Below are 19,492 nucleotides of genomic sequence, written 5' to 3'. Positions count from 1 at the left end.
GGCGGGAGTGGGACGGGGGTATGAAACGGCCGTGCAATTTGCGCGCCCGGCGCGGCGCGGGTTATCCGCACAAGCATAGCTACGGGCGGGAGGGTGAGCAAGCTGGTTCGCCGCAAGGGCGAAGGGCGACAGGAAAAAATCGTTGTTCCTCAGATTCATCCGTCGCCCATATCCAGGTTTCTCGATGCCAGGTAGGGTGGAGACGGCCAACGTGGCACATCGCTTTTACCCAGACATGGAGGTTTGCTTGCCCAATCGATACGCTTCCGAGCGTGGTAGTCCGCGTGTTCCGGCCTGCGCGAGGTCTCAGGGGGCGGCGACGCCGTCGCCGGATTGCTACGTTCCATTAACGGTCAGGTACTGACATGCGGAAAGCCAGGTTTGTCCGTGTCTTCGCTGGCGTAGTTTTACTTGCCATTGCCGTTGCCATTGCAGTTGCTGTCGTCGCGTTCAACGTGGTCAACCTTAACGAAGCCTATGGAAACGGCGAGCCTTACTATTCGCGTACGACGAACATGGACAAGTGGACTGATCCTTTGCCAGTGCTGGGCGTCGTCGACGGTGTTGCGGTTGTCGTCGTTGCCGTGGGCTTTTTTACGTGGAGACGGATGCGGGTCTAAGGCGCGGGTCGTGTTCTTTGCGGTGTTGGCCTTTCCTTGCTGGCTTGTCGGTCTATTAGTGTTGCCCCTGTGCGGGGCGGCACCTACTTTCTTTGCTGCTGCAAAGAAAGTAGGCAAAGAAGACAGCTCAAACCGCTAACTCTTAAGCGGGTCCCTCGGTCCACACAAGGTAGTGGTGCATCTGGAATCCGTGCTCCCGCACATTCCCCGTTCGTGACAAGGCAGTCATCCTTCCGGCGGCGCTGCGCGCGCCGAATCCCCGCTCCAAAACCACTGGTTGTTCCGGCGCATCGCCGAGGCGCAGCCGAGGGCTCCCGCTGCGCGGGCAAGCCCGCCGGTTTCCCCGGCTGACCCGTCCGCGACGCACGCAGTGCGGAGTGGGATGAATGACGGCTTTGTCACTGCCGCCGAATGTGCGGGGGCACGGATTCCAGATGCACCACTACCCCTGCCAAGCCAGGGGGCCCGCTTAAGAGTTAGCGGTTTGAGCTGTCTTCTTTGCCTACTTTCTTTGCAGCAGCAAAGAAAGTAGGTGCCGCCCCGCACAGGGGCAACGCTAATAGACCGATAACAAAGCAAGGAAAGGCCAACACCCTGTGAAGAACGAAAGGCCCATCCCACAGCGATATCACCCCTTCACCCGCTTCTCTTCAACATCCGGCAACAAAACAGTGAGCACCCCAATCAACGGCAAAAACGAACAAACCTTATAAACAAACCCAATACTGGTAGCGTCAGCCAGCTGCCCAAGCACCGCGGCGCCAACGCCGCCCAACCCAAACGCAAAACCAAAAAACAACCCGGCAACCATCCCCACCTTCCCAGGAATCAACTCCTGCGCATAAACGAGAATCGCCGAGAACGCCGAAGCAAGCACCACCCCGATCACAACAGTCAGCACCCCAGTCCAGAACAGATTCGCATACGGCAGCAGCAGCGTGAAAGGTGCGACGCCAAGAATCGACACCCAGATCACATATTTACGCCCGATCTTGTCGCCAATCGGCCCGCCGATCACCGTCCCCGCCGCGACCGCCGCGAGGAACACGAACAGATGAATCTGCGCGGCCTGCACCGACAGATGGAACTTGTCGATCAGATAGAACGTGAAATAGCTGTTGATGCTCGCGAGGTAGAAGTACTTGGAGAACACCAGCAGCACCAGCACGCTCATCGCGAGGATGATCTTGTTACGCGGCAGCGCCGCATGCGCCGCGTGGCCGCGCGCCTTCCTGACCGACGGATGCCGCTTGTACCAGCGGCCGATCTGCGTGAGCACGACGATCGCGACGAGCGCCGCCGCCGAGAACCACGCAATGCTGCGCTGGCCATGCGGAATCACGATCAGCGCGGCAAGCAGCGGCCCGAGCGACGAACCCGCATTGCCGCCGACCTGGAACAGCGACTGCGCGAGACCGTGACGGCCGCCCGACGCCATCCGCGCGACCCGCGACGACTCCGGATGAAACACCGACGACCCGCAGCCGACCAGCGCCGCGGCGACCAGCAGCACGCTGAAGTTCGGCGCAACCGACATCAGCAGCAGACCAGCAAGCGTGAAGCCCATGCCGACCGGCAGCGAGTACGGCTTCGGGTGCTTGTCGGTATAACTGCCGACGAGCGGCTGCAGCAGCGACGCGGTGATCTGGTAGGTCAGCGTGATCAGACCGATCTGCCCGAACGACAACGAGAAGTTGTCCTTGAACATCGGGTAGATGGCGAGGATCAGCGACTGGATCATGTCGTTGAGCAGGTGCGAAAAGCTGATTGCACCGAGCACGGAATACACGGTGCGCTGCACCTTGGCGGCCGCCGGCACGGCGGCGGCCGGGGACGCGCTCGCCCCCGTGGCGGATGCACCGGCGAGGGCGCTTTTATCGAGGCTGGTTTCCATACGCGAGTAGAAGAAGATCAGGCAAATGTGAGAGAACAAATCGGCGCTGGAACCGGTGCGGCAGCGCGCTTCGTAGGCGCGTTCCGCACACCGCTGCGTCATTTGGTCGCGGCAACCGGCGTTTTGACTATTCAGCCGAAGTTTAATGTGGCCGGAGCGAATTGTAAGGACAAGTTTTGTCGCGAATCGGACATGGGGCCGGATGGCTTCGCTTTCGCTCACGAATGGCGAATCGTCTGCTCTGCGCTGTCGAGGCATTTTTGGCGGGTTTTTGTCTGCGGTATAAAGCGCTCGCGAATGCGCGGCTCACGAAGCGGCGCACCGAACATGGGACCGGGAACGGCCGGCGGCGCACGATCCGTCGCCGTCTGATCGCGCGACATTCAAGATCGCGCGGCAGGTTGCCGTAGACCCGGAGAGACAAGCGGGGACGCCGGAACCGACCTTTCCGGCGCGTCGACACGTGGGGGTTGGGGAGTATGGAAGCAGTGGCACACAGCGCGGCGGCAACGAAGTTCAACGGCCTGTCGGTCAAGGCGACGCTGCGGATCGCGTTCGCGATCCTGCTCGCAGGCACGCTGCTGATCGGCGTGTTTTCGCTGCTGCAGATCGGCCGGTTGAACGCGTCCGCGCAATCGATCTACGACCAGGGCCACGTCGCGAGCCGCGCCGCCGAGGAAGCGCGCGGCCACATGCTGCGCGCGAGCCGCGCGCAGAAGATGCTGCTGACCGCCACCACCGCGAAGGAGCGCGACGAACTCGGCGCCGACATCGAGCGCGGCCTCGCCGGCTTGAACGAGCAACTGCGCACGCTGCAGCAGTATGTCGATCCGTCCGACGCGAAGGCGGTCGCCGCGCAGAAGGCGTTCGCCGCGGCGATCGGGACCTGGAGCACCCATCTGCGCGACTTCGTCACGCTCGTGAAAGCGCAGCCGCTCGATCTGTCGCAGATGAACTGGCAGGTCGGCACGCAGGACGTGTCGCTGCTCGTCGAAACCGGCAAGCTCGAAAAGCTCGTCGACGAACTCGTCACCCAGCGCGGCACCGCCGCGAAGGCGACGATCGACGCGTCCGGCTTCATCTACCAGTCGTCGTTCGTGATGATCGCGGTGATGACGCTCGCACTGATCGTGCTCGCGTTCGGCATCGCAGCGTGGGTCGTGCGGCGGCTCACCGCGCAGCTCGGCGGCGAGCCCGCGTACGCGAAGGAAATCGCGCGCCGCATCGCCGCGGGCGATCTGTCGAACCGCATTACGCTCGGCGGCAAGGACCGTTCGAGCATGCTGTTCGCGCTGTCCGACATGCAAAGCGGACTCGCGACGACGGTCGCCGACATCGCGTCGAGCGCCGATGCGATCGCAACCGCGTCCGGACAGATTTCGATGGGCAACCTGGACCTGTCGCAACGCACCGAGCAGCAGGCGCTCGCGCTCGAGCGCACCGCGAGCAGCATGGAACAGCTGACGTCGACGGTGCGTCAGAACGCCGACAACGCGAAGCAGGCGAGCACGCTCGCGAACAACGCGTCGGAGATCGCCGAGCAGGGCGGCGCGGTCGTGAGCCGCGTGGTCGCAACGATGAACGACATCAACGACAGCGCGCACAGCATCGGCGACATCATCGGCGTGATCGAGGGAATCGCATTCCAGACCAACATCCTCGCGCTGAACGCGGCGGTCGAGGCGGCGCGCGCGGGCGAGGAGGGGCGCGGCTTTTCGGTGGTCGCGGCGGAAGTGCGCAATCTCGCCCAACGGAGTGCTGCGGCCGCGAAGGAAATCAAGGGCTTGATCCAGACGTCGGTCGAGCGCGTCGGCAACGGCTCGACGCTCGCCGCGGAAGCCGGTCAGACGATGGACGAAGTCGTCAAGGCCGTGAAGCGCGTGACCGACATCATCGGCGAGATTTCGGCGGCGTCGTCCGAGCAGAGCGCCGGTATCGAGGCGATCAATCTCGCGGTCACGCAGATGGACGCGGGCACGCAGCAGAACGCCGCGCTGGTGGAGGAGGCCACCGCCGCGGCCCGCTCGCTCGACGATCAGGCGCGCGGGCTGAAGGCGATGGTGGGGCAGTTCCGGCTGTAAAAAGCGGCGCGGTGGGAGCCGGAACCCGTTCCCGGCCTCACGACCACCGTGCAGGTCGCGCCCGTCGCCGCCATCACATCGGCCGGCATCGAGTCGATCTTCACGCGCACAGGCACGCGTTGCGCGAGGCACTTCGGCCGGATCGCTGACGCGCACGAGCGGCAGCCTGGCTTCCTCGAAATAGCCATACACCCAGAACGAGTGACTATCGACGATCGCGAGCTTCGCGGCGCCGGCGGTCGCATAGTCGCAGCGGAACACCGCGAGGTTCGTCGAAAGCCGATTTTGGGCGGTCGCCCATGTACGGACTGCCTGTCGCACGGTAATTATCTGACTGCTGTCAACTCCGGCAGCGACTTCAGATAGACCAACGACACACCTATGTCCCTGTCCGTATTTGAGATGCACTCCGTGGAGCTGTTCTGCCAGCGGCCACCGGGTGCCTGTTATGTCATCTGTGACGAGTGGCACTATAAGGCGTGCCTCGGCAAGGCCGCAGACCTTCCGAAGGCCAAGGCGGAGACCCGGGAATTTCTTGAGATTGCCGAACTCAATCACAGCAAGTGGGAGGAGGACCGAAAGCTTGTCAGGAATCTCCTTGACAGTCACTGGCTGTTTTTTCATAACGTGCGGGACCGTAACCCTGACACCGATGGCTGGTGGGTCATCGTTGCTCTTCTCGAAGAGGTTCGCCGGGGTAACCTGCTTGCCATTAAAGGTCCGCGCAATGGCCTGTTTCCATCACCCTACAGCAGCACGCCGTTAAGAAATCCCATAGCGAGGACCGGCAGTCACCCGGACGGCGAACCCATTCTGTCCGTCCAGTATGATCCGGCCACCTGGCAAGCCCAGTTAGCCGCTGCGCGCGCAGCCAGGGCGACATCGCCACACATCGAGATACCACAGGCACTGACCAAGGCGCAGCGGTGGCAGACGCGCAAGGCGCTGATTGCGGCTGGCAATGCGGCCATGTCCGGGCGCGTGCGGGCGGCGGCTGAACGGCTCGCACGCAACAATGTCGCGGTGGAGAAGGCCAGACTCTCCGATCATGTCTACGAGCCGTCCGGGCCGGTGCCCGAAGGGTGGGCGAACCGCAGCGGGGATAGGGGATTTCTACGGCAGTACGGCTTGAAGCCAATAGACCTGGAAATCGAAGGCGCGAACTTCAGGGCGCAGCTATACGAACCGGATGCGGCGGTCTTCGGTGCCGACATGAATCCGACACTCGCGTTCAAGGGAACCGAAATGACGAGCCTGAGCGACTGGTCGAACAACTTTAACCAGAGCGTGGATATGCAATCGCCCTATTACAAGAGGGCTGTCAATCTAGGTAAAAATCTAGCCTTCTCAACAGAACCTATCGACATCACAGGTCACTCGCTAGGTGGCGGTCTGTGTTCTGCCGCTTCTTTGGCCAGCGGCAAGGACTGCTGGAGCTTCAATGCCGCCGGCCTGCACCCGAAGACGGTCGAACACTACGGCGGCCAGGTCACGCCATCGAACATCAATGCCTACCATGTGAACGGCGACATTCTGACCGTCGCACAGACGTGGACGCCCCTGCCCGGTGCAGCCGGTACTCCCTATCTCCTTCCCGGCAGCGGCTCGCCCGTGTCGCGGCACTTCATCACGCAGGCAATAGACGGCATCGAGCAGCAGAAGGCGGAGGACATCACCGTACTTGAAACACTGTCATAGCGAGGCTGAAAGCGATGAAAGCACTCAGCCGAATCCTTATCGTGCCGGTGCTGTTACTGGCGATATTCCCTGTGGTTCATGCAATGAAAAAATTTCCCGCCACTGATTTTTTTAGCGGCCCGCAACTCGAACTGGCGCAGGCCATCGAACGCGGCGACATGGAGCAGGTCAGGCGGCTGGCACCAAAGACCGATCTGAACACGCCGGGACGCAAGAACATGACGATGCTGTTTTTTGCGTTCCAGGAAGCATTGCAGCGCGACCCGCATCGGCTTGCGGTTATGTCGGAGGTGGTGAAGGCCGGCGCCGATCCCTTGCAGGAAGTGCCGGATTTTGGCGATCCGCTCGGGGTCGTGCTCAACAGCGCGCCTCCGGAATTCCTGCGCGCGATGCTGGACAGTGGGGTTGATCCCAACACCATGATCGAGGGCCGCAGACCCATCGTTTTCTTTGTTGCAAGCGATCGCAAATTGGGCTCGCTCGAGCTGCTGGTGGAGCGTGGCGCAGATGTGAACCGGCGTGATTCATTGCGCAACACATCTCTCTATGAAGCGCTAACTGGCTATGACACCGAGGCAGTCAATTACCTTCTCGATCACGGAGCCAACCCCAACACTTACAACATCAATGGAATCTCGTTCCCAAGACAATTGGAATCGCAAATGGAACATGTAGGCCCCACCTCTAAATCAGGTGTCAAACTGGTTGAAATCCGGGATCGCATCATCAGGATGGGTGTGAAATGGCCCCCGGAGACACCGGCACAGATTCGAGCGCGCTGGGGGGCAAACGCACCGCGGTGGCTCGATGACAGCAAACTTCCTCTGCCTTGAAATAACGAGGCTGAAAGCGATGAAAACACTCAGCCGAATCCTTATCGTGACGGTGCTGTTACTGGCGCTATCCCCTGTGGTTCATGCAATGAAAAAATTTCCCGCCACTGATTTCTTTAGCGGCCCGCAACTCGAACTGGCGCAGGCCATCGAGCGAGGTGACATGGAGCAGGTCAGGCGGCTGGCACCAAAGACCGATCTGAACACGCCGGGACGCAAGAACATGACGATGCTGTTTTTTGCGTTCCAGGAAGCATTGCAGCGCGACCCGCATCGGCTTGCGGTTGCGTCGCAGGTGGTGAGGGCCGGGGCTGATCCCTTGCAGGCCGTACCGGATTTTGGCAGCCCCCTCGGGGTCCTGCTCAACAGCTCCCACCCGGAATTCCTGAGCGCGATGCTGGACGGGGGCGTTGATCCTAATTTGGTCTACAAGGGAGATCCATTAATTTTCTTTGTTGCAGGAGAGTCGACATCCGCCTCACTCAAGCTGCTGGTGGAGCGTGGCGCAGATGTGAACCGGCGCGATTCGTTGCGTAATTCAGCGCTATTTGAAGCATTAATGAACAACGCACTCGACCAGATCGACTACCTTCTCGATCACGGCGCGAACCCGTCCACTTACAACATCAACGGCGTATCGTTCCCATTCGCGCTTTCTCATGACATCAACAGAAACGCCCCCGCGCCCGATTCACCGGCCTACAGGAAACTGGTCGAAATCCGGGATCGCATCATCAGGATGGGCGTGAAATGGCCTCCGGAGACTCCGGAACAGATAAAAGCACGTTGGGGAGCCAATCCTCCGCGCCGGCTCGATGACAGCAAGCTTCCGCTGCCTTGACGCTGCTTCACGCTGGCGAGAGGTTAGAAGTTCTTAACCGCCTCGCACACGACAAGGCGGATAGGGGCTGAAGGCGACGATGAGGCAGTTCCGGCTATAAAAAACGATGCGCTCGTCAGCTCGCGTTGGCCGACGCGAAGTGGGAGTTGGACCCCGTCCCCGGCCGCACGACCACCGTGCAGGTCGTCCCCGCCGCCAGCATCACATCGGCCGGCACCGAGTCGATCTTCACACGCACCGGCACGCGCTGCGCAAGGCGCACCCAGTTGAAGGTCGGATTCACGTCCGCCAGCAGCTCGTGGCTTTGCGGATTGTCTCGGTCGTAGATGCCGCGCGAGATGCTCTCCACATGGCCTTGCAGCGTGCCGCCGCTCATCAGCCGCACTTCGGCCTGATCGCCGATGCGCACGTGCGGCAGCTTGGTTTCCTCGAAATAGCCATACACCCAGAACGAGTGACTATCGACGATCGCGAGCTTCGCGGCGCCGGCGGTCGCATAGTCGCCGCGGAACACCGAGAGGTTGGTCACATAGCCATCGACCGGCGACACGACGCGCGTGCGCTCGAGGTTCAGCTTCGCGGCGTCGAGCGCGGCGAGCGCCTGCTGATAGGCGGCACCGGCGGCGGACGCGGTATGCGTCGCGTTTTCGCGGGCCTCCTTCGACACCACCTGCGAATCCAAGTCGGCACGCCGCTGCGCGTCGTCGCGCTTCATCTGCAATTCGGCCTTGCGTGCGGCAACCGCGGCCTGCGCCTGCTCGACCGCGATCTGGTAGTGCGACGGATCGATCTGCATCAGCAGGTCGCCCTTCTTCACGAACTGGTTGTCCTTGACCGGCAGATCGACGATCGCGCCGGACACGTCCGGCGCAACGTTGACGATCTCGGCGCGTACGCGGCCGTCGCGCGTCCACGGTTCGTCCATGTAATGGACCCACAGCACGCGGCCAATCAGGATCGCGACGATGAAAATGACGGCTGTCGCGATGAAGCCCACAAGATTTCGGATGGTCATGTTTCGACTCTGATCAACGATAAACGGCGAGGCCTAGAAGGCCGCACACGGACACGAGCAAGCTCGCCCGGAACAGGGAGGGATGCCACACCACGCGATAGAGGCCCGTATAGGCGATCACGCGATCGAGTAGCCAGGTCAGCGCGGCGCCCGCGATGAACAGCAGCAGAATGGCCGGCACATAGGCATCGAGCACGGCGATATCACGCGGCATGAGGAGCTCCTTCTTCTTCTGAGGTGTCCGCGCGCGCGCCGATCGCCGAGGCGAGCGGCGACTGCGGATCGAGCAGCGCGGTACGGATGAAATGCAGTTGACTGAGGATGCGCAGCAGTTGATGGCGTTCTTCGCGCGATGGCGTGAAGCCGGCCATCAACTGCTGTACTTGCGCGATCGCGTCGGCGGTCGTCGCGAGCGCGCGCGCGAAGTGCTGTTCCCGCGGCCGCTCGAACAGCGCCGCGAGCGCATCGCGCAGCGCACGCAGTGCGACGCGCCACGGTGCCGCCTTGTGGTGGCGCGGCTCGTTGGGCAGCGTCGCGATTTCGCGGCGCAGGTCGATCACCGCGTTGCCGACCTCCAACACCGAAAACAGCCAGCGCAGCGTGTCGCGCTTCGTTTCAGGCTCGTTCTGCGACAGCGAGTTGATCTGGAACATCAGATCGCGCGCGCCGCTCTCGAAGCGCGAGCGCACGCGCGCAAGACTCCCGCGGCCAGCCAGCACCACCTGGCGGCGCAGGTCGACGAGCAGGCGGTTGCGCAGCCACGGCGTGGACGGCGGCAGCAGCACCGCGAAAGCGATCGACGCCACCAGCATCGACAGCACCAGCGCGAGCGCGTCGTTCATGAACGAGCTCGGGTCGTAGTGAATCACGTTGTCGGGGCCGGCGAGGAAGCAGAAGAAGATGCAATAGCCGACGCCGTAGCCCGCGAGCTTCGCACGCGTGGTCATAAACACGCCGAGCAGCAGGAACGGCGTGAGCGCGACACACAGCATCACGAAGCCGTCGATGTGCGGATACACGCCGAACACCGCGGTCATGCCCATCAGCGTCGCGAGCACCGTGCCGCCGGCCATCTGGAACGCGGTGCGCTTCGGGTTCGGCGACGACGACGCGAGCGCGCACACGGCCGCCGCGTCCAGCGTCAGCGTCGAGCCGCTCGGCCACGCGGTCGCGATCCAGAACGCGCCGAGCACCAGCATCACGATGGCCGCGCGCAGGCCCGCGACGCCGGCCGCGATCGCGTTGGTTTTCGGTTCGTAGCGCTCGATCCAGCGTTCGCGCGCGTGCGTGTCGACCGCGAGCGACGCGTAGGTCGCCGCGTACGCGTGCAGGTCGTCGATGAAGCGGTACAGCAGTTCGGCGCCCGTGTCGAAATCGAGCAACGGCGCGTCGGGATGCGTTTCGAGCTCGTCGCGCGTCGCGCGCACGCGTTTCGGCAATTCGCTCCTGTAGGTGTCGAGCTGCGCCGCGGCGTGCGCGGCGTCGACCGCGCTCAGCACCGGCTCGCCCGACTTCGCGAGCAACGGCGCGATCTCCTTGAAGTACGGCTCGAGCGCGTCGATCGCAATCGACGCGCCGTGGGTGCCGTTCTCGCGCAGACGGTTCATCAGCTGATGCAGCGCGTGAAAGCGCGTCGACGCGGTCATGAACTCGCTGTTCAGACGCGCGAGGCGTCCGCCGCGCATCCGCGAATCGGGACCTTCGAACATCGCCATGCTGCGCGCGGCCTCGAAGCCGACGATGTCGGCGACGAAGCGCGCATTGGTCGCCTCGATCTGCGCGCGGTCGTTGCGGCCGGCCAGCGACGCCGACACGTATTCGACGAAGGCCGAGAAGCGCGCGCGCACGGTGCTGCGCATCTGCTGGCCGGCGAACTGCGGAAACACGAGGCCGCTCACCGCGCCCGCGCAGATGATGCCGATCACGACTTCGGCGACCCGCGTGAGCGCGCTGAGGAACGCGCCATCCGGATGCTGCCAGGTCGGGATGCCGATCAGCGCGGCCGTGTAGCCGGCCAGCACGAAGCCGTACGAACGGAAGTTGCGATTGCGCGCGGCGCCGGCCGTGCAGATGCCGACCCAGATCGCGGTCGTAATCAGAAACAGCTCCGGCTGCTGCGCGAACAGGCCGATCAGCGCGAGCATCACGACCAGACCGACCAGCGTGCCGCAGATCCGGTAGAAGCTCTTCGCGAACACGGCGCCGCTTTGCGGCTGCATCACGATGAACACGGTGGTCATCGCGGTGCGCGGCTGCGGCAGATCGAGTTTCATCGCGATGCCGAGCGCGAGGAAACACGCGGCGAGCGATTTGAACAGATACATCCACACGAGGCCGTCGGTGCGCGCCCAGTGGGCGGCGGCTTCGTAGAGTGCGGCGAACGACGCGGGGCGCGCGGTCGACGGGGAGGGCGAGGAGGACATGGCCTTTGTTACTCGGACGCGGGCGCGCTCGGGGCGCGCGAGGCGGTGGTGGCGGTGGTGACTGCGATCGTCTTGGCGTTGGCGTTGGCGTTCGCATCCGCTTTCGCCTTCGCCTTCGCCGCGCCGCTATCCGCCGAGCCGCTTCTGCCTTCGTTGCTGCCCTTGCCATGCGCCGGCAACGTTTCGTTATCCCGCGGACCGTTGGCCGGTTCGTCGAGACCGCCGCCGAGCGCCGTCATCAGCGACGCATGCGCGCCAAGACGCTCGGCCTGCACCTTGGCGACGCCTTCCTGCGCACGCAGCAACTGGTTTTGCGCGACCAGCACGTTCAGATAGTCGGTCAAGCCGCGCCGGAAACCCTCGCGCGACAGATCGTAGTTCCTGCGCGCGGCAGCGACCGAGCGGTCGGCGTCGTCGGCCTGGGTGGTCAGCGAACGGATGCGGATCACCTGGTCGGAAATGTCCTTCAGCGCGGTGACGATCGACTGGTTGTAGCGCTCGACCGCTTCGTCGTAGCCCGCCGACGCGGCGCCGAGCTGCGAGCGCAGCCGGCCGCCGTCGAAGATCGGCAGCGTCAGCGCGGGGCCCACGCTCCAGCTATGCGACGGACTCTTCAGGAACTGGAACAGCGGCCCCATCGCCGCATAGCCGCCGATCGACGCGAGCAGGTTGATGTCCGGATAGAACCCGGCCTTGGCGACGTCGATGCCGCGCGCCTGTGCGGCGACCGTCCAGCGCGCCGCGACCACGTCGGGGCGGTGGCCGATCAGATCCGCGGGCAGCGCGGCCGGCAAACCGGCGGGCGCGGCGAGCGACAACGTCGGGCGCTGGATCGCGTCGCCGGCGCCTGGACCCTTGCCCGCGAGCGCGGCCAACTGATTGCGGCCGAGCGCGATCTTTTCCTCGATCGCGTCGATCTGGCGCTCGTACTCGGGCATCGGCGTTTCGGCCTGGCTCACTTCGAGCTGCGTGCCGATGCCGCCCTTCAGGCGCCGGTTCGCGAGGTCGACGATTTGCTGCTGTTGTTGCAGCGTGGCCTTCGCGATATCGAGCAGCGCGTAGTTCAGCGACATTTCGATATAGGTGCGCACGACGTTCGCTTGCAGTTCGAGCTGCGCGGCACGCGCGTCGGCGGCGCTCGCGTGTGCGAGGTCGAGCGCGCGCTCGGCGGCGTTCTTGTCCTTGCCCCAGAAGTCGAGGTGATAGGCGAGGGCGAGGGTGCCGGTGTTGTTCCACGACTGCTCGCCGGCGAGCGGCCCCGGCCCGTAGAACACGTTGTCGGGCCATTGTTCGCGCTGGATCGACAGGCTGCCGTTCACTTGCGGCGCGAGCGCCGCGCGCGCGACGCCGGCCATCGACGCCGCCTCGCGCACGCGCGCCTGGGCGACCGCGAGACTCGGATTGCCGGCCTGTGCGTCCGCGATCCACCGGTTCAGCTGCGGATCGTCATAGGCGCGCCACCAGTCGGCGGCGGGCCACTGCGCATCGGCGTTGGCGGCGCGAATCGCGTTGCCGGCGTCGAGCGATGAAGGATTGATCGTGCGCGTTTGCGGCGCCACGCCCCCGGTACTTGCGCATCCGGCGATTGTTAATAGGATCGTAAGAACCGAGGCTGCGGCGATCCCTTTGTGTACCGGAGACTGCACGATTTCCTCCAAATTTGACTATAGAACCTTGTGCGCAATTATATTTTTCGATCAATTGCGGAATAACCGGTAAAGATGCAAGGCATTTTTACGGGACATGAGATAATGGCCATTGCTGATCGTGTAACAATCGCTGCCGATTTTTCGCAACTGTGCTGCATGGGACCGGAGCAAGGGCTAGAGCGCAAACTCCGGTCGACAGAGGATAGGTATGGACACGCTTCAAAACATGCGCGTATTCGTCCGCGTCGTCGAAGCGGGCAGCTTCACGGGCGCCGCGCAACATCTGAATACGACGACGGCCTACGCGTCGCGCGCGGTTTCCGATCTGGAAGCGCATCTGCGCACGCGGCTTTTGAACCGGACCACGCGCCGCATCGCGCTGACCGAGGCGGGCGAGCGCTATCTGCAGCGCTGCGAGCAGATCCTCGCGTACGTGGATCAGGCGGAGGCCGAGGCGAGCGACGCGCACGCGCGCCCGTCCGGCAAGCTGAAGGTTCACGCGATGACGAGCTTCGGCCAGCACTACGTGGTGCCGGCCGTGAGCCGTTACCAGCAGCGCTACCCGGACGTGCATGTCGAACTGACGCTCGCGCAGCGCATGCCGGATCTGCTCGACGAAGGCTTCGACGTGTCGCTGACGCTCGCCACCGTCCTGCCGGACTCGGGGCTCGTGTCGCAGCGCATTGGCAGCGCGTTCAGCATTGCGTGCGCGTCGCCTGCGTATCTCGAGCGGCGCGGCGTGCCGCAAACGCCCGCGGACCTCGCGCAGCACACCTGCCTGCAGATGGTGACGCCGGTGTACCCGCCCGACAAATGGACCTTCGACGGCCCGAACGGCGAGGAAGTCGTGTCGCTCGGCCCGGCGACGTTCCAGGTGAACGTGGCCGAGGCGATGGTCGTGGCTGTCGCACAGGGCATGGGCATCGCGCTGATTCCGATCTACTCGGCGATCAGTGGTTTGCGCAGCGGTGAACTGGTGTGGCTGCTGCCCGAGTACACTTCGCAGCAGATGAATCTGTATGCGCTGTATCCGTCGCGGCAGTATCTCGATGCGAAGATCCGCACATGGGTCGAATTCCTGCGCGACGAGCTGCCCTCGACGCTGGCGGCGGATCAGGAAGAATTGCGGCAGTTCGCGCGAACCTGAACGGTCTGCTCGTCAAGCGTTGACGTTCGAGGGGCGCGCGACGTGACAGCCTGTTACACACGCGCCGCGTCGCAACATTTCTTTACTTCTGCCGCGCAGTCGATTTGTTAACGTGTCGTTCACGCGTCGCCGCTCTGGCCGGACGCGCTGGATTTCGCCGCCGTTCGGCACCTCGCAACCACTGAAGGACGACACATCCATGGATACGCACCTGATGATCGGCTTGGCCGTCATGTTCGGATTGATCGGCGTCGCCGCGTCGCGCGATTTGCTGCGCCGCATGCGTGTACAGCAGCCGCGGCTCGTGCCGGTCGAAGTCGAGTCACAGGTTGCGCCGCGGCGAGAGCGGTGAGCGGGCCCGCTAGAACCCGCTAGATCTCGACGACTTTGTCCCACGCAAACAGCGGATTTTCCCACTCGCGCGTGCGCCGGTCGAAATAGCCGCGCGGATTGCACACCACACGCGTGCCGTCCACCACATAATCGAAGGATGTATGCGTGTGGCCGTGAATCCACAACGCGACAGGCGCGCGCACGAGCTCCGGCAGGTGATTGACGAAGCCCGCCGACACGCGGTCATCGGCAAAGCGCTCGGCGAGACTCAGCCGATGCGGCGCATGGTGCGTGACCACGATCGTTTGGCCGGCGAATGGTTTGGTCAGCTCGCTTTCGAGCCACGCGCGCGCATGCTGGTGCAGCGCGAGCGAATCGGCCGGCGTGAAGTCGCGCGCGGCATCGCGCGGGTCGTGCGGCCAGTTCATCTGGATCAGCCCGCGATAATCGAGCATGACGCGCCGCGCGGCGACGATCGATTCCTCGATTGCTTCGGGCGTCGCGCCGTACAGCGCGAAGTCGGTCCACAACGTCGTGCCGAGCACGCGCCAGCGCCCCTGGCTATCGACGAGCGTGGCGTTGTTCAGCACGTGCACGTTATCGACTTGTGCGGCCGCGTCGAGCGTCGCGCTCTCCAGCGCGCCGAACTCGCCGTCGTAATACTCGTGATTGCCCGGTACGTAGACGACCGGCACCGTGTCGTCGAACGCCTGCGCGGCCCAGCGCGGGCCGGCCGCGTGGTTGTGAATGTCGCCCGCCAGCACGACCAGATCCGCCTGCGCATGCGGGATCAGTTCAGGCTCGTCGTTTTCCAGATGCAGATCGGACAGCACGCGAATCTTCACGGACGCGACTCCTGCGAAACGCCGCCGCGCCGGATCGCGGTGGCTTCAAACATTAGCGTAGCACCTTGCCCGGATTCATCAGGTTGAGCGGATCGAGCGCCTGCTTGATCGCGCGCATCATCCGCACCTCGACGTCCTGTTTGTAGTGCGCGGCTTCGTCGATCTTCAGCTGGCCAAGTCCGTGTTCCGCGCTGATGCTGCCGCGGTGCGCATTCACGCTGTCGTAGACGATCCGGTTGATCGGGCTCTGGTACTGGCGCAGAAACGCCTTCGCATCGACGCCCTCGGGCGCCTGCACGTTGTAGTGCAGATTGCCGTCGCCGAGATGGCCGAACGTGACCATGCGCGCGCCCGGCGCGGCTTGCGCGATCGCGGCATCGGTCGCTTCGATGAAGTGGCCGATGCGTGAGATCGGCACCGCGATGTCGTGCTTGATGTTCAGGCCTTCCTCGGCCTGCGCGAGCGGAATGTGCTCGCGCAGATTCCAGAACGCGCGCGACTGCGCGAGGTTTTCCGCGACCACGGCGTCTTCGACGAGACCCTGTTCGAGCGCGGTTTCCATCAGCCCCTCGAACAGCCTGCGCGCGTGCTCTTCGCTTTCGCTGTCCGACAGTTCGAGCAGCACGATTTGCGCATGCGGTTCGGCGAACGGATAACGCATCTGTTCGAAATGCCGGCCAATGAGGCGGAGGCAGAAATCCGACATCAGTTCGAAGCCGGTCAGGAGCGGCCCGGCGACGCGTTGCGTGAGCGCGAGAAAATCGAGCGCCGCATGCGGCGATGCGAGCGCGGCGAGCGCGGTCACGCGCGCGGCCGGCTGCGGATGCAGCTTCATCACCGCCGCGGTGATCAGGCCGAGCGTGCCTTCCGCGCCGATGAACAGGTCGCGCAGATCGTAGCCGGTGTTGTCCTTGCGCAGCCCGCGCAAGCCGTCCCACAGTTCGCCTTGCGGCGTCACCACTTCGAGGCCGAGGCACAGCTCGCGCGTGGTGCCATAGCGCAGCACGCCGGTGCCGCCCGCGTTGGTCGACAGATTGCCGCCGATCGTGCAGCTGCCTTCGGCGGCGAGGCTCAGCGCAAACAGACGCCCGGCCGCTTCGGCGTGCTTCTGCACGTCGGCGAGGATCACGCCGGCTTCGACGGTGATCGTGTTGTTGTGCGGATCGATGTCGCGCACGCGATTCAGGCGGCGCAGGCTGATGACCGCCTGCGCGCCGCTGGCGTCAGGTGTCGCGCCGCCTGCGAGGCCGGTGTTGCCGCCCTGCGGCACCAGCGCGACGCGATGTTCGACCGCGAGCCTGACGAGCGCGGCGGCTTGCGCGGACGTGGCCGGGCACAGCACCGCGCAGGCCGCGCCGGTGTAGCGGCGGCGCCAGTCGGTCAGAAAGGGAGCGGTGTCGTGCGGATCGGTCAGGACGTGAGCCGCGCCAATGGCGTCGCAGCAGGCGGCGAGAAAAGCGGTGTGGTTCATGTGGATCGGTTGACGGTTTTGAGGCTTGGACGTCAGGGGGGCGGGGTTGGTTCGCCGGTGGTTTGCTTTGCAGCCTGCTTTGCGGCTTGCTTCGCGGCTCGTTTCGCCGCGCGCTTGAACGGCCCGACATACGCGAGCGCGCAGGCGAAGAAGACCACGGCGAGCGCCGCTTGCAGCCAGCCGAGCCGCGCGCCCAAGCCATGATCGCTCCAGCCGCGCACGACGCCTTCGGCGAAATACAGCAAGATCAGCATCGACGCCCATTGCATCGTATAGAGCCGACGTCGCCACACGCCGGGCAACGCGGAGAGCAACGGCAACGCCTTCAGCACGAGCAGCGAGCCGCCAGGCCGCAATGGCGCGAGCCACCATTCCCATGCGACTGCCAGCACGATCATCGCGACCAGTGTGAAAGCGGCGACGAGCGCTGCGGCGGCTTTGGGCTGCACGGGTACAACGGTTGCGGCTGCCGACGTGCTTGCGAATTCCGCGCCGCTGGCGTCCCGACGGGCGTCGTCGCGTTCGGTTGGTTGCGAATGCGGGTCGTTCACGGCTTCGCGCTCACGGCCGTTCGGACATCGACGCCGCCGTGCGCGCAACGCGCGCACCCAGCGCAATGGCCAGCGTCCGTTCGTCGGCGGAGATGCCCTGGCCGGCCGTGCCCGCGCGCGCGAAATGCGACGCGCCGTACGGCGTACCGCCGGTTTGCGTGGTGGTCAGCGTGCTCTCCGTGTACGGAATGCCGACGATCAGCATGCCGTGATGGAGCAGTGGCAGCATCATCGACAGCAGCGTGGATTCCTGGCCGCCGTGCAGACTGCCGGTCGACGTGAACACGCAGGCCGGCTTGCCCGACAGCGCGCCGGATAGCCACTGCGGCGTGGTGCCGTCGAGAAAGTATTTGAGCGCGGCCGCCATGTTGCCGAAGCGGGTCGGTGAGCCGAGCGCGAGGCCCGCGCATTCTTCGAGGTCACGCAGCTCGACGTATGGTGGTCCTTCGGCGGGGATGTCCGGCTCGCTCGCCTCGCAGACCGTGGAAACCGCCGGTACGGTGCGCACGCGCGCCTGCATCCCGGGGACGCTGTCGACGCCGTGCGCGATCGCCAGCGCGAGCTCGCGCGTGGCGCCGTGACGGCTGTAATAAAGCACGAGAATGTCTTTCATAGGCCTCATCATTGAACGGGTATTATAGGGGTTCGGTCCGTTGCACAGGCCATTCATAGCCGTTCGGCCTGGAGGTTCGGCCAAACGCCGCAAGGGGTTCCCGCAGTCCCGTTCTGACGGTTCAGCAAGCAAGGAGGCAGGTTTGTTGGTTAGGGTGCGTTTCGATCTCGACACGCTCAAACGGCTCGCGCAATTCGCCGCGCAACGCATCGGCGAGGACCGGATTCCGCAGGTCGCGGGCAGCCTGACGTTCACCACGATGCTCGCGCTCGTGCCGCTCGCCACCGTCGCGTTTGCGCTGTTCACCGCGTTTCCGATCTTCAGCTCGTTCCAGGCGTCGCTGCAGTTTTTTCTTGCCGATCACCTGATGCCCGCGCAACTGAACGATCAGATCTTCAAGTATCTGAACCAGTTCGCGTCGAAGGCCAAAGGGCTGACCACGATCGGCATGATCATCCTGTTCGTCACCGCGGTGATGACGATGATGACCGTCGAGTCCGCGTTCAACGTGATCTGGCGCGTGCGCAAGGCGCGGCCCGTCGCGCAGCGCATCCTCGTGTACTGGGCGATCATCACGCTCGGTCCGATCCTGATCGGCGTGAGCCTGTCCATCTCGTCGTATCTGTTCACGCAATCGATGTCGTTTAGCGCCGCGCAGCGCATCACACCGCTGATCGAATGGGCGCTCGCCAGCGCCACGCTGCCGTTCACGATGCTCGCGTTCACGATTCTTTACGTTTATTTGCCGAACTGCCGTGTCGAATGGCGCGACGCGGTGGTCGGCGGCGTGATCGCCGCGGTCGCGTTCGAGCTCGCCAAGCGCGGTTTCGGCTACTACGTGCGCCGTATTCCAACGTATACGGCGGTGTACGGCGCGTTCGCCGCGGTGCCGCTGTTCCTGGTGTGGATGTATCTCTGCTGGTTCATCACGCTGACCGGAGCGATGATCGCATCGGCGTTGCCGGCGATTCGCATCGGTCAGTTTCACCGCCCGGTGTTCTATGGCAGCAATCTGTTCGATTCGCTCGAATTGCTCGCGCGGCTGTGCGAAGCGCGTGAGGGCGGCAGACGTGGCTACACGATGCCCGAGCTTGCGCGCATGCTTCGCCGCGACAAGGATACGACGCTGATGCTGTTGCAGCGTCTCGAGGAGATCGAATGGATCGCGCGGCTGGAGGAGGACCATACCGGCCCGCACTACGTGCTGCTCGCGAACCCGGCGCAGGTGACCGTGCAGCGGCTGTACGACCTGTTCGTGATCGACCGCGCGGAGCTTACGTATCAGCTCGAACTCGACTCCACGCGGGTTGACGGCGGTATGCTGCTCGCCGCGCTCGACAACGACCAGCTGAAGGTGACGCTCGCCGCGCTCCTTGCCTCGCGCGCGGCGGCAAGGGCAGCGCGACCCGGAAACGAGCGCGCGGCGGCTTCGATGCCGCACCAGGCGGCGTGACAGGGCGGCTCGACTTCGAGCCGCG

Annotated in this window: 17 protein-coding genes and 1 pseudogene; 8 read left to right on the top strand and 10 right to left on the bottom strand. The window is 64.2% G+C overall.

The window, feature by feature from the left end; genetic code table 11:
* The first annotated feature begins 365 nt into the window (after positions 1-365).
* Positions 366-620 carry a hypothetical protein gene (locus AB3X95_RS05545; protein WP_368620864.1) on the top strand — a complete coding sequence of 85 codons (255 nt, stop codon included), beginning with the start codon at positions 366-368 and terminating at the stop codon, positions 618-620.
* 628 nt (positions 621-1,248) lie between these two features.
* Here the strand turns inward: AB3X95_RS05545 and AB3X95_RS05540 are convergent.
* A complete protein-coding gene (locus AB3X95_RS05540; protein ID WP_368621097.1) occupies positions 1,249-2,514 on the bottom strand; it encodes an MFS transporter in 1,266 nt (421 codons plus the stop codon).
* Between the two features lie 479 nt (positions 2,515-2,993).
* On the opposite strand from AB3X95_RS05540, the gene AB3X95_RS05535 reads away from it, so the two are divergent.
* On the top strand, positions 2,994-4,595 hold the full coding sequence (locus tag AB3X95_RS05535; protein WP_176124008.1) for a methyl-accepting chemotaxis protein: 1,602 nt from the start codon (positions 2,994-2,996) through the stop codon (positions 4,593-4,595).
* Here the strand turns inward: AB3X95_RS05535 and AB3X95_RS05530 are convergent.
* Positions 4,550-4,868: pseudogene (locus AB3X95_RS05530) on the bottom strand (hypothetical protein); the annotation flags it as partial. The gene AB3X95_RS05535 and the pseudogene AB3X95_RS05530 sit on opposite strands and share 46 nt — an antisense overlap.
* Before the next feature lie 108 nt (positions 4,869-4,976).
* Between AB3X95_RS05530 and AB3X95_RS05525 the strand changes: the two are divergent.
* The 3 genes from AB3X95_RS05525 to AB3X95_RS05515 are packed head-to-tail and all read left to right on the top strand — an operon-like array spanning position 4,977 to position 7,967.
* Complete coding sequence (locus AB3X95_RS05525; protein ID WP_368620863.1) at positions 4,977-6,293, top strand: hypothetical protein; 1,317 nt, start codon at positions 4,977-4,979, stop codon at positions 6,291-6,293.
* A 14-nt stretch (positions 6,294-6,307) separates the two neighbouring features.
* A complete protein-coding gene (locus AB3X95_RS05520) occupies positions 6,308-7,126 on the top strand; it encodes an ankyrin repeat domain-containing protein (protein WP_368620862.1) in 819 nt (272 codons plus the stop codon).
* Positions 7,101-7,967: an ankyrin repeat domain-containing protein gene (locus tag AB3X95_RS05515; RefSeq protein ID WP_368620861.1), complete on the top strand. Its 867-nt coding sequence runs from the start codon at positions 7,101-7,103 to the stop codon at positions 7,965-7,967. The genes AB3X95_RS05520 and AB3X95_RS05515 overlap by 26 nt, the downstream gene beginning before the upstream one ends.
* A 115-nt stretch (positions 7,968-8,082) precedes the next feature.
* On the opposite strand, the gene AB3X95_RS05510 is transcribed toward AB3X95_RS05515, so the two are convergent.
* From AB3X95_RS05510 to AB3X95_RS05495, 4 genes are read right to left on the bottom strand one after another with little or no spacing between them, the layout of a single operon-like run.
* Positions 8,083-8,982, bottom strand: coding sequence for an HlyD family secretion protein (locus AB3X95_RS05510; protein ID WP_184226589.1), 900 nt, complete (start codon positions 8,980-8,982; stop codon positions 8,083-8,085).
* Positions 8,983-8,995: 13 nt separating this feature from the next.
* The gene (locus AB3X95_RS05505; RefSeq protein ID WP_013089944.1) at positions 8,996-9,196 is read right to left on the bottom strand and encodes a DUF1656 domain-containing protein; all 201 of its coding nucleotides are present in this window, start codon (positions 9,194-9,196) and stop codon (positions 8,996-8,998) included.
* Positions 9,186-11,405: an FUSC family protein gene (locus AB3X95_RS05500; RefSeq protein ID WP_368620860.1), complete on the bottom strand. Its 2,220-nt coding sequence runs from the start codon at positions 11,403-11,405 to the stop codon at positions 9,186-9,188. Before AB3X95_RS05500 ends, AB3X95_RS05505 begins: the two co-directional genes overlap by 11 nt.
* A gap of 8 nt (positions 11,406-11,413) precedes the next feature.
* Positions 11,414-13,051, bottom strand: a complete 1,638-nt coding sequence (locus AB3X95_RS05495; protein ID WP_368620859.1) for an efflux transporter outer membrane subunit — start codon at positions 13,049-13,051, stop codon at positions 11,414-11,416.
* A gap of 211 nt (positions 13,052-13,262) precedes the next feature.
* Here AB3X95_RS05495 and AB3X95_RS05490 point away from each other — a divergent pair, with 211 nt between their 5' ends.
* Entirely contained in the window at positions 13,263-14,201 is a 939-nt protein-coding gene (locus tag AB3X95_RS05490; protein WP_368620858.1) for a LysR family transcriptional regulator, read from the top strand.
* A 112-nt stretch (positions 14,202-14,313) separates the two neighbouring features.
* A complete protein-coding gene (locus tag AB3X95_RS05485; protein ID WP_368621109.1) occupies positions 14,314-14,553 on the top strand; it encodes a hypothetical protein in 240 nt (79 codons plus the stop codon).
* Positions 14,554-14,572: 19 nt separating this feature from the next.
* Here the strand turns inward: AB3X95_RS05485 and AB3X95_RS05480 are convergent, their stop codons facing one another.
* Genes AB3X95_RS05480 through wrbA form a run of 4 tightly spaced genes read right to left on the bottom strand, consistent with a single transcriptional unit; the run spans position 14,573 to position 18,014 of the window.
* Positions 14,573-15,379 carry a metallophosphoesterase gene (locus tag AB3X95_RS05480; protein ID WP_176366037.1) on the bottom strand — a complete coding sequence of 269 codons (807 nt, stop codon included), beginning with the start codon at positions 15,377-15,379 and terminating at the stop codon, positions 14,573-14,575.
* Positions 15,380-15,431: 52 nt separating this feature from the next.
* Positions 15,432-16,850, bottom strand: coding sequence for an FAD-binding oxidoreductase (locus AB3X95_RS05475; RefSeq protein ID WP_368620857.1), 1,419 nt, complete (start codon positions 16,848-16,850; stop codon positions 15,432-15,434).
* A gap of 32 nt (positions 16,851-16,882) precedes the next feature.
* Positions 16,883-17,401 carry a DUF2069 domain-containing protein gene (locus AB3X95_RS05470; RefSeq protein ID WP_368620856.1) on the bottom strand — a complete coding sequence of 173 codons (519 nt, stop codon included), beginning with the start codon at positions 17,399-17,401 and terminating at the stop codon, positions 16,883-16,885.
* Positions 17,402-17,411: 10 nt separating this feature from the next.
* Positions 17,412-18,014, bottom strand: coding sequence for an NAD(P)H:quinone oxidoreductase (gene wrbA / locus AB3X95_RS05465; RefSeq protein ID WP_176124018.1), 603 nt, complete (start codon positions 18,012-18,014; stop codon positions 17,412-17,414).
* A gap of 142 nt (positions 18,015-18,156) precedes the next feature.
* Here wrbA and AB3X95_RS05460 point away from each other — a divergent pair, with 142 nt between their 5' ends.
* Positions 18,157-19,467 (top strand): YihY family inner membrane protein, encoded by a 1,311-nt coding sequence (locus AB3X95_RS05460; RefSeq protein WP_176108069.1) that lies wholly within the window; start codon positions 18,157-18,159, stop codon positions 19,465-19,467.
* Positions 19,468-19,492 lie beyond the last annotated feature (25 nt).

Origin of the sequence: Paraburkholderia sp. BR13444 (genome assembly GCF_040948755.1) — a bacterium.
In the GTDB taxonomy this organism is placed as follows: domain Bacteria; phylum Pseudomonadota; class Gammaproteobacteria; order Burkholderiales; family Burkholderiaceae; genus Paraburkholderia; species Paraburkholderia youngii.
This window is presented reverse-complemented; position numbering and strand designations above follow the sequence as displayed.

Coding starts and splice junctions, on each gene's coding strand:
- AB3X95_RS05510 (WP_184226589.1), bottom strand. CDS start 8,982: ATGACCATCCGAAATCTTGTGGGCTTCATCGCGACAGCCGTCATTTTC.
- AB3X95_RS05540 (WP_368621097.1), bottom strand. CDS start 2,514: ATGGAAACCAGCCTCGATAAAAGCGCCCTCGCCGGTGCATCCGCCACG.
- AB3X95_RS05505 (WP_013089944.1), bottom strand. CDS start 9,196: ATGCCGCGTGATATCGCCGTGCTCGATGCCTATGTGCCGGCCATTCTG.
- AB3X95_RS05500 (WP_368620860.1), bottom strand. CDS start 11,405: ATGTCCTCCTCGCCCTCCCCGTCGACCGCGCGCCCCGCGTCGTTCGCC.
- AB3X95_RS05490 (WP_368620858.1), top strand. CDS start 13,263: ATGGACACGCTTCAAAACATGCGCGTATTCGTCCGCGTCGTCGAAGCG.
- AB3X95_RS05535 (WP_176124008.1), top strand. CDS start 2,994: ATGGAAGCAGTGGCACACAGCGCGGCGGCAACGAAGTTCAACGGCCTG.
- AB3X95_RS05520 (WP_368620862.1), top strand. CDS start 6,308: ATGAAAGCACTCAGCCGAATCCTTATCGTGCCGGTGCTGTTACTGGCG.
- AB3X95_RS05515 (WP_368620861.1), top strand. CDS start 7,101: ATGACAGCAAACTTCCTCTGCCTTGAAATAACGAGGCTGAAAGCGATG.
- wrbA (WP_176124018.1), bottom strand. CDS start 18,014: ATGAAAGACATTCTCGTGCTTTATTACAGCCGTCACGGCGCCACGCGC.
- AB3X95_RS05525 (WP_368620863.1), top strand. CDS start 4,977: ATGTCCCTGTCCGTATTTGAGATGCACTCCGTGGAGCTGTTCTGCCAG.
- AB3X95_RS05545 (WP_368620864.1), top strand. CDS start 366: ATGCGGAAAGCCAGGTTTGTCCGTGTCTTCGCTGGCGTAGTTTTACTT.
- AB3X95_RS05475 (WP_368620857.1), bottom strand. CDS start 16,850: ATGAACCACACCGCTTTTCTCGCCGCCTGCTGCGACGCCATTGGCGCG.